Annotated in this window: 9 protein-coding genes, 1 tRNA gene and 1 pseudogene; 9 read left to right on the top strand and 2 right to left on the bottom strand. The window is 61.2% G+C overall.

Features of this window, described 5'->3' with window-relative positions; genetic code table 11:
• Positions 1-203: 203 nt before the first annotated feature.
• From H3028_RS05790 to H3028_RS05780, 3 genes are all read left to right on the top strand, one after another.
• Positions 204-4,568: a PAS domain S-box protein gene (locus tag H3028_RS05790; protein WP_375154394.1), complete on the top strand. Its 4,365-nt coding sequence runs from the start codon at positions 204-206 to the stop codon at positions 4,566-4,568.
• Positions 4,569-4,634: 66 nt separating this feature from the next.
• Positions 4,635-4,943, top strand: coding sequence for a DUF2388 domain-containing protein (locus H3028_RS05785; protein ID WP_181296110.1), 309 nt, complete (start codon positions 4,635-4,637; stop codon positions 4,941-4,943).
• Positions 4,944-5,044: 101 nt separating this feature from the next.
• Positions 5,045-5,470, top strand: coding sequence for an OsmC family protein (locus H3028_RS05780; protein WP_181296109.1), 426 nt, complete (start codon positions 5,045-5,047; stop codon positions 5,468-5,470).
• 64 nt (positions 5,471-5,534) lie between these two features.
• Here the strand turns inward: H3028_RS05780 and H3028_RS05775 are convergent, their stop codons facing one another.
• A complete protein-coding gene (locus H3028_RS05775; protein ID WP_181296108.1) occupies positions 5,535-6,638 on the bottom strand; it encodes a TRAP transporter substrate-binding protein in 1,104 nt (367 codons plus the stop codon).
• 195 nt (positions 6,639-6,833) lie between these two features.
• On the opposite strand from H3028_RS05775, the gene H3028_RS05770 reads away from it, so the two are divergent.
• The 4 genes from H3028_RS05770 (at position 6,834) to H3028_RS05755 (ending at position 10,225) form a co-directional block, all read left to right on the top strand.
• Positions 6,834-7,379 (top strand): TRAP transporter small permease subunit, encoded by a 546-nt coding sequence (locus H3028_RS05770; RefSeq protein WP_181296107.1) that lies wholly within the window; start codon positions 6,834-6,836, stop codon positions 7,377-7,379.
• Positions 7,372-8,748, top strand: a complete 1,377-nt coding sequence (locus H3028_RS05765) for a TRAP transporter large permease subunit (protein ID WP_181296106.1) — start codon at positions 7,372-7,374, stop codon at positions 8,746-8,748. The genes H3028_RS05770 and H3028_RS05765 overlap by 8 nt, the downstream gene beginning before the upstream one ends.
• Positions 8,749-8,811: 63 nt before the next feature.
• Positions 8,812-10,074, top strand: a complete 1,263-nt coding sequence (locus H3028_RS05760; RefSeq protein ID WP_375154393.1) for a methyltransferase — start codon at positions 8,812-8,814, stop codon at positions 10,072-10,074.
• A 75-nt stretch (positions 10,075-10,149) separates the two neighbouring features.
• Positions 10,150-10,225 (top strand) — tRNA-Thr (locus tag H3028_RS05755).
• A gap of 321 nt (positions 10,226-10,546) precedes the next feature.
• Here H3028_RS05755 and H3028_RS21210 read toward each other — a convergent pair.
• Positions 10,547-11,105, bottom strand: a pseudogene (locus H3028_RS21210) (alpha/beta fold hydrolase); the annotation flags it as partial.
• Positions 11,106-11,777: 672 nt separating this feature from the next.
• Here H3028_RS21210 and H3028_RS05745 point away from each other — a divergent pair.
• Positions 11,778-13,946, top strand: coding sequence for a PAS domain S-box protein (locus H3028_RS05745; RefSeq protein WP_181296104.1), 2,169 nt, complete (start codon positions 11,778-11,780; stop codon positions 13,944-13,946).
• Between the two features lie 26 nt (positions 13,947-13,972).
• The gene (locus tag H3028_RS05740) at positions 13,973-14,344 is read left to right on the top strand and encodes a response regulator (protein WP_309109527.1); all 372 of its coding nucleotides are present in this window, start codon (positions 13,973-13,975) and stop codon (positions 14,342-14,344) included.
• Positions 14,345-14,460: the final 116 nt, after the last annotated feature.

Here is a 14,460-nt window from a genome sequence, read left to right as displayed (position 1 = left end):
CGGTCAGCGCACAGATGCGCGTGGATAGACCGAAGGCACTGGAAGGCGCCGGTAGACCGAGGTCTACTTGGCAGCGATACTGCCCAAGATATCCTGCGCAGTGACAACAGCCGGCTGACTTATACGAAACTCTGTCACGTACCGATGCTTGGGCCTCATTCCCAAGCGTTCATCTTGCCGCCATGGATAGCCGAGCAGAAGTTTTGAACATCGAAGAAAACGATAACAACAAGAGTACTGAGGCCGACCGACTGGCCTCGCTGAGCCGTTACCGCATCTACGACAGTCCGCTGGGTGCGGCTTTCAACGACCTGGCACGGCTCGCTGCAGATCTGTGTGGTTGCTCCGACGCTGCCATTACGCTCGCTGATGGGCAGCGCCAACGGGTCAAAACGTCGGTAAGTACCAAAGGCAGCCCCCTCGAGTTTGATCCCGCGCTCTACAACCTCGCGCTGAGCGGTTCGCAATCGCTGGTTACCTCGAAGATGCCCGATGATCCGCTGAGCGAAGGTGCGACGGGCTTCTTCGCCGCCGCCGTCCTACGAGCTTCAGACGGCCTGCCGCTGGGCATGCTCTGCGTGATTGACAGCCAGCCGCAGCAGCTGTCGGAGCGGCAGCTTGCACATCTGCAGGCGCTGGGCCGTCAGGTTATTGCGCTGCTTGAACCTCGCCGCAGCGGGGAGCACGATGAGCGCGATCGGGATAGCGACCAGGCTTCGATTCGCGAGGCCGAGACGCGCTACCGCGCGCTGGTCGATCTCAGCCCTCAAGTCATCTGGCAATGCGATGCGAGCGGCGCGCTGATCTTCTGCAATCGGTACTGGTGCGATTTCACCGGCCTGTCGACAAGAGAATCGGCCGGCTGGGGATGGATGGAGGCCGTCGCGCCAGACCACCGCGAGGCGGTGCTGCATCAATGGACGTCAGCATTGAAAAGCGGCAGATCAGGCAGCTTTGAGGTCCCCCTGCTTGCCGCCGATGGTTGCCCGCGATGGTTCCAGGGTTGCGGCGCGCCAGTCTACGACCACGACGGTCGCCTGCTGCACTGGGTGGTGGTAGCCCAGGACATACACGAGCGGCGATGCGTAGAGACCGAGCGCCTGGAAAGCGAAGCGTTCACCCGCAGCCTGCTGGACGCCGCCAGCGAAGGGTTCTATTCCATCGACACTCAAGGTGTCATCACGCTGTGCAACGAGGCGTTCATCACGCTGCTCGGCTTCTCCAATAAAGAGCAGGTTCTTGGCCGCCAGCTGCACCAGATCGTGCACCACAGCCATTCGGACGGCTCACCCTACGAGACAGAGGATTGCCCGATCCAGCGCACCGCCCGTACCGGCGAACCCGCTCATATCGAGCATGAACTGTTCTTTCGCCAGGACGGCACCAGCCTGCCGGTGGAGTACCGGGTCGCGCCACTGTACCGGGACGGCGTGCTGCAGGGCGCCATCTGCACCTTTACCGATATCAGCGAGCGAACCCGGGGCGAGGCACAGCAGACTTATCTGCTAGAGCTCAGCGACCGCCTGCAGGACGGCGATCGCCGTATCGAACTGTTTGAGATGATGCCCGAGCGGCTGGCCCAGCTGATGGCCATCGACCACATTGCCAGCGGTCATCTCGACGACCGCGACGGCCTGGTCATCAACCAGAAGTGGCCGCAGGAAGCCGGCCGTGAGCGAACCGATCTGCATCGGCTCGGCGAGTGCGCGCACACCCTGCGCCAGTGCCTTTCGCAGGGCCAGGCCGTGCCATTCGAGGACCTGCTTGACCAGGCCGATTGCAGCGATAACTGCCGCGCATTGCATGATCGGCTTGGCTACCGCAGCCTGCTTCTGGCGCCAGTGCTGGAACAGAGCGAGCATTGCACCTTCCTGTTATTCGCTAACCGGCAGTCACGACCCTGGAGCCAGGCCGACATCTCGCTGGTGCGCGAAGTCGCCGAGCGAATCCGCGCCGCCACCGACCGGCTACGCGCACGCAATGCACTGCGGGAGGCCGAACAACGCGTCAGCCTGGCCAATGAAATCGCCTCGATCGGCGTCTGGGAATACGACTTCGAACGCAACACGCTGCGCTGGGATGCGCAGCTCAAGGCTCTCGCGGGCATCGCGCCGGACGAGCCGGCACTGTCTGTCGACCAATTCCTTGCACGGGTCCATGCAGACGATCGACGCGCCCTGCTCGATGCCTTCCGCAACGCTCTCGAAGGTGTCCGCGATGGCGAGTTGAATCTCGACTACCGGGTCTACAACGAAACCGATGACCGGTTCCGTTGGCTAACCAACCGCGGCCGCCGCGTGCTTGATGCCGACGGCCGGATTCACCTGCTCGGCACCGCCCGGGAAATTACTGAGGAGCGCAATGCCGCGCTCAAACTGCTGCGCATGAACGCACTGCTCGAAGAGCAGATACAGGAGCGCAGGATTACCGAACAGCGCCAGTCGGTATTAATGGAGCTGGGCGACCTGCTGCGCGGGCAGCCGGACAGCATCACGATCGTCACCGCCGCGGTGCGCGCCCTGGGCACGACCTTGAACGTGACCCGCGCGGCCTTTCTGACCCTCGACCCCGGGGGCCAGTACGCCACCATTGAGCGGTACTGGAGCGACGGGGCGCTGGGCGACTACAGCGAGCGCATGTGCTTCGCCGACTATGGCGACTTCGTCTGTGACCTGCAGAACGATGAACTGGTGGTGGTGGAAGACGTCCTGCATGACCCCCGCACCGCCGCGCAGGCATCGAGCCTACGGCTGCGACGAATTCAGAGCCTGGTGTGCGTTCCGCTGCAGGATCAGGGGCGCTTGATCGCCGCCTTGATCCTCTTGCAGGACCACCCGCGAGAGTGGGCCGAGGAGGACATATCCTTCATCCGCGAGGTCGCCGACCGGGCTTGGACCGCCGATGAGCGGATGCGCGCCGAACGCGCGCTGCGTTCCAGCGAAGAGCAGTTCCGCACGCTCGCCGACAACATGAGCCAGTTCGCCTGGATGGCCGATCCGGTCGGGCGCATCTACTGGTACAACAAGCGCTGGTACGACTACACCGGAACCACTTTCGAAGCCATGCGCGCCCTGGGCTGGCGCTCGGTGCATCATCCCGATCACCATGTGCGCGTCAGCGCCTCGATGAAGCGCGCGGTGGCCATCGGCTCGATCTGGGAAGAAACCTTCCCGCTGCGCGGCAAGGCCGGCCAGTACCGCTGGTTCCTCTCGCGTGCGGTGCCCATTCGCGACGACTTCGGCCAGGTCACCCGCTGGTTCGGTACCAACACCGACATCACCGCCCAGGTCGAGGCGGAAGAGGCGCTGCGCGAGCTGAACGACAACCTCGAACGGCGGGTCGCCGAGCGCACCCGAGAACTCGCCGAAATCAACCACCTGTTGCACCTGGAAATGGGCGAACGCGAGCGCGCCGAGGAAACGCTGCGCCATGCGCAGAAGATGGAAGCCATCGGTCAGCTCACCGGCGGCCTCGCCCACGATTTCAACAACATGCTCACCGGCGTCCTGGGCGCGCTCGACCTGATTCAGCGCCGGGTCGCCAGCGGACGGGTGAACGATCTCGGCCGCTATGTCGAGGCGGCCACCAGCTCGGCCAACCGTGCCGCCGCCCTGACCCACCGCCTGCTGGCCTTCGCCCGACGCCAGTCACTTGATCCACAACCGGTAGACATCAATCAGCTGGTGCAGTCGATGGAGGACATGCTGCGCCGCACTATGGCCGAGCACATCGAATTTGAAACCCACCTGCAGCCAGAGCCTTGGTTGGCCCACACCGATGCGCATCAGCTGGAAAACGCCTTGCTCAATCTGGTGATCAACGCCCGCGACGCCATGAGTGACGGCGGCAGGCTGATCATTCAGACCGGCTGCGCACAGATCAGCAGCTCGCAACCCGACAGCCTCGAGCCGGGCGATTACGTCACCCTCAGCGTGGCCGACAATGGGTCCGGCATGCCGGCAGAAGTGGTCGCCAAAGCCTTCGACCCGTTCTTCACCACCAAACCCATCGGCCAAGGCACTGGCCTCGGATTGTCGATGGTCTATGGCTTCGTCAAGCAAACCGGTGGCCACGTGCGCATCGACAGTACGCCCGGTCAGGGCACGCTGATCACGCTATTCTTGCCGCGCAACCGAGTACAGACGGCGCAGCTCGAGCAAAGCCAGAGCGCTCCAGTAGCGGTACACGGCGCACGGACCAACGAAACCGTGCTGGTGGTGGAAGATGAGGCCGCCGTACGCATGCTGGTAGTCGAGGTGCTGCAGGAGCTGGGTTACCAGGTCCTCGAGGCAGTGGACGGCGGCACCGCGCTGCCTCACCTACAGAGCGATCAGCGTATCGACCTGCTGGTCAGCGATTTCGGCCTGCCGGGCATCAACGGCCGCCAACTGGCCGAACTCGCTCGCCAACACCGCCAGGAGCTGCGCGTGCTATTCATCACCGGCTATGCACCGAATGCCGAGGTTCGCGCAGAGTTCCTCGCGCCCGGTATGGACATGCTGGCTAAACCGTTCAGCATCGATCAGCTCGCCGCCAAGGTTCGCGAGCTGATCGAACGCAGCGGATAGCGTCGCCGAGGAACTCTGCCGACCGCTGTGCACTCTTTAGAGAAGGATCATGCGGAGGCACCCATCATGCGCAGAACAATGCTGGCGGCAATTACCCTGAGCTGTATTCCTTTTGGTGCGGCGATGGCCGACAACGGCTTCGTCCGGCAGATTCTGTCCTCGGGCGCGACGACCGCCTCCACCTACATGACCTTCCGCGACGACAAACTGGTCGCCGCCGCGCGCGAGGACGCTGGCAGCTTCGTGGCCAGCGATGGGGCCATCCGTGGTCCCTATCTCGAAGCGATGCTCCTGAAGCTACGCAGTGAGCAACCACAGCTGCAGGCCACTGACATGCAGCTGGCGAACGCCATTCTCGCAGCCGAACAGCAATAGCCCACGAAGCAGGCCGACCGGCAGGTCGGCCGTATTGCTCCGCGTGCAGCCAAGCGGCGGTCAGCGCCGCCATTCGTCCACTCGCAGCATCCGGAGGAACCATGAAAAAAACCGCATCCGCCATTTGGCAAGGTGACCTGAAAAGCGGCAAAGGCACCATCAGCACCCAAAGCGGCGCGCTAAAGGACAACCCCTACGGCTTCAACACGCGTTTCGAAGACGCACCGGGCACCAACCCTGAAGAGCTAATCGGCGCGGCCCATGCCGGTTGTTTTTCCATGGCGCTATCGATGATGCTCGGCCAAGCCGGCCTCACGGCCGAACGCATAGAGACGAAAGCCGAAGTCACCTTGGACAAGGAGGGCGAGGGTTTCTCGATCACCGCTATCGCACTGACGCTGAACGCCAAGGTTCCCGGCGCAGACGAAAACCAGTTCCAGCAGATCGCCAATCAGGCGAAGGAAGGCTGCCCGGTATCCAAGGTCCTCAACGCCAAAATCAGCCTGAGCGCGACCCTGGAGAGCTGATCCGATAGGCAAAAAAAACGCCGCCCGATTGGGCGGCGTTTCCGTTTCGGACGCCTCGGGGCGTTCAGCCGCGAATGTTGTAGATGTCCTTTTCGTTCAGCTCGGCGTACTCATACAAGCGATTGAGATAGGCGCTCTGCTGATCCCAAACCTTCTTCGCAACCGGATCGGCCGCGGCGGAGGCATCCACCACTTCGGCCGCAACTTCCTGCAGGCGAGCCAGCACGTCGTCCGGCAGCCGGCGAACTTCAACGCCCTGCTCGCGCAGCTGCTCCATCGCTTCCATGTTCTTGGCGTTGTAGTCGTCGAGCATATCGCCGTTGATTGCGCGGGCGGCGGCGCGCACGATGGCCTTCAGATCGTCCGGCAGGGTTTCCCAGGCCTTCAGGTTAACGTCCAGCTCGAAGGTCACGTTCGGCTCTTGCCAGCCCGGCGTGTAGTAATACTTCGACGCTTTATGCAGGCCCAGGGCCAAGTCGTTGTACGGGCCGATCCACTCAGTGGCATCAATGGCACCGGTCTGCAACGCGGTGAAAATCTCACCGGCCGGCATGTTGACCACGGTACCGCCCATCTTGGTCAGCACTTCGCCGCCCAGGCCTGGGGTACGCATCTTCAAGCCATTGAAGTCGTCGACCGAGTTGATCTCCTTGTTGAACCATCCAGCGGTCTGCACGCCGGTCGCGCCACATGCCATCGGTAGTACACCGTAAGGCTTGTAGACCTCTTCCCACAGCTCCATACCACCGCCGCGATGCAGCCAGGCGTTCATTTCCTGAGCGTTCGGGCCAAACGGCAGGGCACAGAAGAACTGCGCGGCCGGAACCTTGCCTTTCCAATAGTAGGGAGCGCCATGCCCCATCTCGGCGGTACCACGGGAGACCGCATCGAATACTTCCAGCGCCGGCACCAGCTCACCAGCGGCATACACCTTGACCGTCAGACGGCCATTGCTCATCTCGTTGACCAGCTTGGCGAAGTTTTCCGCGCCGACGCCCACACCAGGGAAATTCTTCGGCCAGGAGGTGACCATCTTCCAATTGAATTTCTCGGTGCTAGCGCTGCCTTCGGGCTTGGCCGCGGCAGTCTCGGCTTCCTTGTTGCAACCGGCCAGAGCCGTAGCAGCCAGGCCAACGCCAGCAGCGGCCAGAATTTGACGACGTTTCATGAGTAACTCCTTGTTGTTGTAATGCTGAATATCGGAATCCCGATCTCAGGTGGTTCTAGCTATCATATGGCTATCTGTCACTCAAGCATCATGACTACGTACGGCGACTACGTACGTAGTACTGCCGGTTGCGACGCCGTCGCGCAGCCGCCTAGAATCGCCGGCCGTCTGGGCCATAACAATAAAGGATCTGCAATGTTGAAACATGCCCCTCCACTGCTCGGTCTCGCCAGGGTGATCGACGCAGTGAACGCCCGCTTCGGACAGGCCTGCGCCTGGCTGACCCTGTTTCTGGTCTTGGGCACTGCCGTGGTTGTGGTGCTGCGTTACGGGTTCGGCATCGGTGCAACCGCACTGCAGGAGGCCGTCCTTTACGCTCACGCATTAGTCTTCATGGGCGCCGCCGCCTGGGTACTACAGCGCAACGGGCACGTCCGCGTCGACATCTTCTATCAGCGATTCAGCGCCCGCTACCAGGCCTTGGTCGAAGTGCTCGGCACCCTGCTGTTTCTTCTGCCCGTCTGCCTGTTTCTCGGCTGGGCCAGCTGGGATTACGTCGGCAACTCCTGGGCGACGCTGGAGGCGTCCAGCGAATCGGGCGGTCTCAAATACGTTTACCTGCAAAAGAGCATCATTCTGGTGCTCGTCGTCGGCCTGGTGCTGCAAGGCATTTCCGAAATCATCAAGGCCGCCTACATCTTCGCCGGTCGCCTGCCCGCGCCGGAGGTGAAGCATGGTTGAGTTGATGGCGATACTGCTGTTCGTCAGCATCTGCGTGGCCTTGATGGCCGGCTACCCCGTAGCGTTCACCCTAGGCGGCGTCTCGCTGCTGTTCGCCGGCATCGGCATGCTCACCGGCACCTTCGACGGCGGCTACCTGAGCGCGCTGCCGAACCGCTTGTTCGGCATCATGAATAACCAGACGATGCTGGCTGTACCGCTGTTCGTCTTCATGGGTGTGATGCTGGAAAAGAGCCGAGTGGCCGAGGACCTGCTCGAATCCATGTCGCGCCTGTTCGGCACCCTGCGCGGTGGCCTGGCGATTTCCGTCTGCGTGGTCGGCGCACTGCTGGCGGCCAGCACCGGTATCGTCGGCGCCACGGTGGTAACCATGGGTCTGCTGGCACTGCCGACCATGCTTCGTCGCGGCTACGATCCGGCCATATCCACCGGCACGCTCGCGGCCACCGGCACCCTGGGCCAGATCATCCCGCCGTCGATCGTGCTGGTGTTGCTGGGCGACGTGATGTCTAGCGCCTATCAGCAGGCGCAGCTGAAACTGGGCATCTTCTCGCCGAAGACCGTTTCGGTCGGCGACCTCTTCGTCGGCGCACTGATCCCCGGCCTGCTCCTGGTCGGCATGTACATTCTCTACATCATTGCCGTCGCCGTGCTGCAGCCCAAGAAACTGCCGGCTCTGCCAAAGGAAGAACTCGGACCGATCGAGTGGGGCAAGCTGATCAATGCGCTGGTACCCCCGCTGCTGTTGATCAGTGCCGTGCTCGGCTCGATCCTCGCCGGCTACGCAACGCCCACCGAGGCCGCAGCGCTGGGTGCATTGGGCGCGATGATCCTGGCCTTCTACAAGGGCAAGCTCAATTTCCGCCAGCTGCGCGATGTGGCATACGGCACGACCGAAATCAGCGCCATGGTGTTCCTGATCCTTATCGGCGCCTCGCTGTTCTCGCTGGTGTTCCGCGGCTTCGGCGGGGAAGCGATGATCGAAGACATCTTCGCTCAGCTGCCAGGAGGCGTGCTCGGGGCCTTCTTCCTGGTGATGGTGGTGATTTTCCTGCTGGGCTTCATCCTGGACTTCATCGAGATCACCTTCGTGGTGGTGCCGATCGTCGGCCCGGTGCTGCTGGCCATGGGCCTGGACCCGGTGTGGCTCGGCGTAATGATCGCGCTCAACCTGCAGACTTCATTCCTCACGCCACCCTTCGGTTTCGCCCTGTTCTATCTGCGCGGCGTGACACCGAAGTCAGTGCCCACCAGCACTATCTATAAAGGCGTGGTCCCGTTCATCCTCATTCAGCTCCTATTGCTGGTGATTGCCTACCAGTTCCCGGGGTTGGTTACCTGGCTACCCGAGCAGGTTTACGGCAAATAGCCCAAGCAGACGCCCGTTTCGACGGGCGTCTCGCTTTTCGGCAAAGGGTTTCGGCGCGATCATATGCCCGAAGCCGCACACCCCGAGCGCTCCATGCCCACCGACTCACTCAGCTACGCACAACTGGCCGACCGCTTTCAGCAGCTCGACGCTTTTCTGCTGCGGCATCAAGCGCTGTGGCGCCCGCGTCCTTTTACCCACCAGCGCCTGGCCTGGGAAACGGATCATCCGGAGCTGGCTCGATGGCTGCGTGGCCGCTCGCTGGAACAAGCCGAAGCGGCACACAACCACCCCGACCGCCTCATGGCGCCCGCACCGTTCCCGCAGTTGGCCGTCCAAGCGGCGACGCTGAGCCTCGTGGACGAGCTGCCCACGTCACCGAACCCAAGCACCGATGCCCGACAGTCGGTCGACGTACCCGGGCGCAAATGGCTGCAGATTCAAGCTTTCGGCTCGGCGCTAAGCTTCAGTGAACGCCCACGGCGTTGGCTCGACTGGTGCGCCGGCAAGGGCCACCTGGGGCGGCGATTGGCCAACCGCGGCGGTGCGCTGACCTGCCTCGAACGGGACCCGGCGCTGGTCGCAGCCGGCACCCGTCTCAGCGAGCGATTGGGCATCGACGCGGAGCATCGTCAGCAAGACGTACTGAGTGATGGCGCATCTGCACAGCTCGGCCCGACGGTGACTCCAGTGGCACTGCACGCTTGCGGTGATCTACATGTACGCCTGATCGACTTGAGCATTGCGCAGAGCTGTCGCCAGCTGGCGATCGCGCCCTGCTGCTACAACCGCATCCAGACCGAGCGCTATCGGCCCCTGTCGCAACTCGCCGCAGGCTCGGCCCTCCAGCTGTCGCGCGACGATCTGGGCCTGCCGCTCAACGAAACGGTCACCGCCGGTGCCCGCGAACGCCGTCAGCGCGACCACTCGATGGCCTGGCGCCTGGCCTTCGACCTGCTCCAGCGCGACCTGCGCGGCGAGGATGATTACCTGCCGACGCCGTCGCTACCGAGCAGCTGGCTGAAAAAGAGCTTCGAACACTACTGCCGCGACCTGGCCGCCCTGAAGGCGCTTCCCGAACCGCCCGTGCGGGACTGGCTCGCACTAGAGCGACGCGGCTGGCAGCGCCTGGCCGAAGTGCGCAACCTGGAGCTGCTGCGCGGCCTGTTCCGGCGTCCGCTGGAACTCTGGTTGGTGCTCGATCGCGCCCTGCTACTGGCCGAAAACAATTACACGATACGGCTCGGCACCTTCTGTCCAGCCGAGCTGACACCGCGCAACCTGATGCTGATCGCCGAGTTCGACGATCAGCGCGCAAACACATGAAAGAAGCCATGCAAACAACTGGCAACAAACAGTTTACTCGCCGCGAGCAATCGCTATAATGGCGCCCATCTTTTAGCCGGTATAGCTCAGCTGGTAGAGCAACTGACTTGTAATCAGTAGGTCCCGAGTTCGACTCTTGGTGCCGGCACCATATAAAAGCAAAGGCCTGCAGCGATGCAGGCCTTTGCTTTTTCTGCTAGCCGTAAAAAACGGCCAAAACAGCGCATCTCCCCTCCCGCTACCGGTCCACAGGCCGAAGCACTGCACCTGGCAGGCCTTGCCGCTGTGTTCGGCGAAACGCATGCCTTTCACGCTAGAGATGCAAGGTCCGCTTCTGGCCACGACAGCAAACGTCAACCAAGCGGAAAGCTGACGGTGAATGACGTGCCGCTCTTCTCATCGGAACTTACGGATACTCGTCCCCCTGCGCCTTGGCGACTTCCCTGACGATGAACAACCCCAGACCAACGCTTCGTACGCCGTCTTCGGCATCCACAGGATCGGTACGGCAGAAGCTTTTGGTCAGCTCAGCGCCCAGCTCGGGCTGCCCAGGCGCCCCCATGACGACCGGCGCCATGTTGCTGAACCAGCTGAGGTAGTTGTCATCCAGGCTGTCGAGTAGCGATTGGATATCTTCAAGGGTAAACCCACCCACGTAGTCATCGGTGTCGACGTAGCACGGAGAAGGGCCAACCATGATATGAGCAGCGACACGGCTGGGTACTTGCCGGTCAGCCAGGACGCCGATCATGGCGCTTAGAGAGGGGTCTACCAAGATCACCGGCCCGATGGCGAACTGGTCAATGGTCTCGTTGAGGTCTTGGGCATACCGGGCCAACGAGTCGTACTCGTGCGGGTCAATGTCTGACCGGCCTGCACCCAGCAGGTCCTACACGACCACTCTCAAATGGTTCAAAAGGCCTGAGAGATAGCGCCACATAGTCTGGTCGCAGCCGAAACCATGAGGAAAAGATCAGCGTGGCTGGACCATCGCCCATTACGTTTACGTTGTTGCGATGTTTAACGCCCACCTGCATTTCCAGACAAGGTGTTGGCACGCGCCAGCGAGTTTTAAGTATTCAGCGCTATCCGGGCTTAAAGCCAGATGTCGGGTAAAGTGGCGCGGTCTGGGTGGAGAGATTCCCACGGCCGTAGCTGTTCGCTGTGAGTCGGGGACGCGGCGACGCGGCGACGCCGAGCATGCGCAGTTTGTTTCCGCCGACGCTGCTAAGCCAGCACACATGAGCACCGGTGGCAGCTACGCCTATGTGACAGGTCGCGGCGGGAGTTCAGGTGCCAGAAGCGGCGGCGTACTTGAACTCAGTCAACAAGGATGAGGCGCAACGAACGTTTAGGCGGGCGGTCGCGCCTGACGGTCATCGGATACGGCTGGATCTGTTGACCAACTAGTCGACATTACGGGTGCTCCATGTTTCCCTGTCACGGTTCCCTACCGATAATCTAGAAGAATCCCGGCAGCTGCGCTCGACCGCGGTCGAGCGACTATCATGTATTGCCGGCTGCGCTGATGGTGAACCTGATTTACGGCTTATCGAAGAGGCTGAGATCACGCCGTCGCTACATCTTTGGCTTACTGCCCGACATGCGCGCGAGTTCGCCTGGCCTACAAATCGCTTCATACGAAATACGCTCTGGTTGCTACCTGTCGTGGCGTTTCATTCAGGGCAAGAATCAGGAACCCAATGTCAAGTACCCAAGGCCTTCACGACGCGCTCAGTGAGTACGCCAGCCTAATCTCGATGAGCACGGAGACGCTCGATGCGTTTCCGGGCGCCGTCTATCTGTGCGATCACGAGGGATGGGTCGTCAGATACAACACAGAGGCGGCTCGGCTGTGGGGAAGGGTGCCCGTACTCGGGCGCAATGGAGATCGATTCTGCGGGTCGTATCAACTTTTCTTGCCGGACGGTACGCCGCTCCCGGCTGAAGATTGTCCGATGGCATCGGCGCTCAGAACGGGCGTCGACTCAAGAAACGCTGACGTGGTAATCCAACGCCCAGACGGCTCGCGTTTCGTTGCCCTTGTAAATATTCGTGCACTTAGGGACAGCCATGGGGCGGTACAAGGGGCAATCAATTGCTTCCAAGACGTCTCGGCACACCACGCCCTGGCGCAAGAGCTACTGCTTAAAAGCGCTGACCTGGAAGACTTTTTCGACAACAGCGCAGTCGGGCTTCACGTCGTCAGTGGCGAGGGGGTCATCCTTCGCGCTAACAAAGCTGAGCTTTCGCTCTTGGGGTATACGGCACACGAGTACATCGGCCGTCGAGTTGCGGAATTCCATGCAGACGCCCATGTTATTGATGACATTCTCAATAAGCTTGGCAGCGGTAAAAGTCTGGAAGGCTACCCAGCGCGTTTACGCGCCAAGGACGGATCCATCAAGCACGTCCTTATCACGTCGAATGCACGCATCGAGAACGGGAAATTATTCAATACCCGTTGCTTCATGATCGATGTAACGGACGTTCACGAAGCAGAAACGGCGCGCCGTGAGAGTGACGACAGACTGTCTGCCACGTACGAAGCGGCTACGGTTGGCATTGCCGAGGCCGATTCCAAAGGGCGCTTTCTCCGTGTGAATGACGCCATCTGCCACATGCTGGGTCGCACCCGCGAACAGCTGCTGGCGATGACTTTCCTTGACTACACCCATGCGGATTCCATAGAGCAGGATGCCGCCCTGTACACACGGCAAGTTGCCGGAGAGCTTGATCACTATGTGCTTCGAAAGCGAGCGTTCAAGCCTGATGGCGAGATCGTCTACCTGGACATTCACAGCTCGTCGGTGAGGGACGCTGCAGGTAATTTCCGCTACGGAGTGCGGGTCATTCAGAATGTCACCCTTGCGCATCAGATGGAGCAACGGGTCCGGGAAAGCGAACAGCACATGCGCGATCTCCTCGAAGCGTTGCCTGCTGCGGTGTATACGACCGATGCCGAAGGCCGGATCACCTTCTACAACCGAGCCTCCGTCGAATTGGCGGGATATACGCCTCAGTTGGGTGATATGTGGTGCGTAACGTGGCGTCTATTGAACGCTGATGAATCGCCGCTTCCCCATGATCAATGTCCGATGGCGGTGGCATTGAAGGAAAACCGGCCGATACGGGGCGTCGAGGCGATTGCGGAGCGCCCTGATGGCACCCGCATTCCTTTTATTCCATACCCGACACCGCTCCATGACGCTAATGGCAAGCTGGTGGGCGCTATCAACATGCTTGTGGACATCACCGAGCGAAAGCAGGCAGAGAACAGGCAAAAGACCCTGATCGACGAGCTCAATCATCGGGTCAAAAACACGCTTGTTACCGTGCAGTCATTGGCTGGCCAAACGGCGCGCAATGCTGACAGCGCTGAAGAGGGTTACCAGCGGTTTGAAGCCAGGCTGCTCGCGTTGTCCAGGGCTCACGACCTATTGACGAAACGCCATTGGAGCCACTCACCTCTGGATTCGCTGGTACGTGAGGTGGTCGTGCCCGTGTTCGGGCTTGAAGCAAACCGCTTGTTCATCGAAGGCCCGCCAATCGAGGTCAGCTCGCGCGTTGCGCTCAATCTCACCATGACGCTCAACGAGCTTGCGATCAACTCATTGAAACATGGGGCTATGACGGTCGAGACGGGCCGCCTTTCAATCATCTGGAGCACGCAGCCGCATGCGGATGGCGTGTTGCTTTCGCTGGACTGGCGCGAGCATGGCGGGCCGCAGGTATCTGAGCCAAAGCGGCGCGGCCTGGGGTTGCGCCTGATAGAGCGTTGCATCGAGCGTGATTTGGATGGGACGTTCGAGCTCTCGTTCGCTTCCGAGGGTGTCGTTTTCCGCTTTTCATTAGTCATCGGAGCGCACTAGCGGTGACTTGCCTGAATGGAATCAGAGTGCTGGTAGTCGAGGATGAGGGCGCGGTCGCCATGTTGATCGAGGAGATGCTGGAAGAACTCGGATGCGTTGTTGTTGCGTCTGTTGCCCGGCTAGCCAAGGCGAGCGACGTTGCGCGCTCAATAGAAGTCGATCTGGCGATGCTGGATGTGAACCTGGCCGGCCAGCTCGTCTTCCCTGTCGCTGAGATTTTGCGCGACCGCAATATTCCTTTTTTCTTTAGCACGGGATACGGCGCCAGCGGGCTACGGGGTGAGTTCGCTCAGCGTCCCGTGTTGCATAAGCCGTTTTCGCAAAGTGAACTGGAGGCAAAGATCGCCGTTGTGCTGGAAACGACAACCAGCGATTTGCCAGGACAACGGGCACCCTGAGCCGCTGCATGTCGCAAATGCCGCTCGCTTTGCGCACCTCCTACGACAGCTGGGCTTTCGTCGCCCACGCTATGTTTGAAGTACTGGACCGCCATCATTGTTCAATCATCAGGCTG

Origin of the sequence: Pseudomonas sp. Q2-TVG4-2, assembly GCF_013620795.1 — a bacterium.
In the GTDB taxonomy this organism is placed as follows: Bacteria; Pseudomonadota; Gammaproteobacteria; order Pseudomonadales; family Pseudomonadaceae; genus Stutzerimonas.
The sequence above is the reverse complement of the archived record's forward strand: the minus strand, read 5'-3'. Positions and strand labels throughout refer to the sequence as shown.

Bases quoted from the DNA above. Each gene is read 5' to 3' on its own strand.
- H3028_RS05775 (WP_181296108.1), bottom strand. From the start codon at position 6,638: ATGAAACGTCGTCAAATTCTGGCCGCTGCTGGCGTTGGCCTGGCTGCT.
- H3028_RS05745 (WP_181296104.1), top strand. From the start codon at position 11,778: ATGTCAAGTACCCAAGGCCTTCACGACGCGCTCAGTGAGTACGCCAGC.
- H3028_RS05785 (WP_181296110.1), top strand. From the start codon at position 4,635: ATGCGCAGAACAATGCTGGCGGCAATTACCCTGAGCTGTATTCCTTTT.
- H3028_RS05780 (WP_181296109.1), top strand. From the start codon at position 5,045: ATGAAAAAAACCGCATCCGCCATTTGGCAAGGTGACCTGAAAAGCGGC.
- H3028_RS05770 (WP_181296107.1), top strand. From the start codon at position 6,834: ATGTTGAAACATGCCCCTCCACTGCTCGGTCTCGCCAGGGTGATCGAC.
- H3028_RS05760 (WP_375154393.1), top strand. From the start codon at position 8,812: ATGCCCGAAGCCGCACACCCCGAGCGCTCCATGCCCACCGACTCACTC.
- H3028_RS05765 (WP_181296106.1), top strand. From the start codon at position 7,372: ATGGTTGAGTTGATGGCGATACTGCTGTTCGTCAGCATCTGCGTGGCC.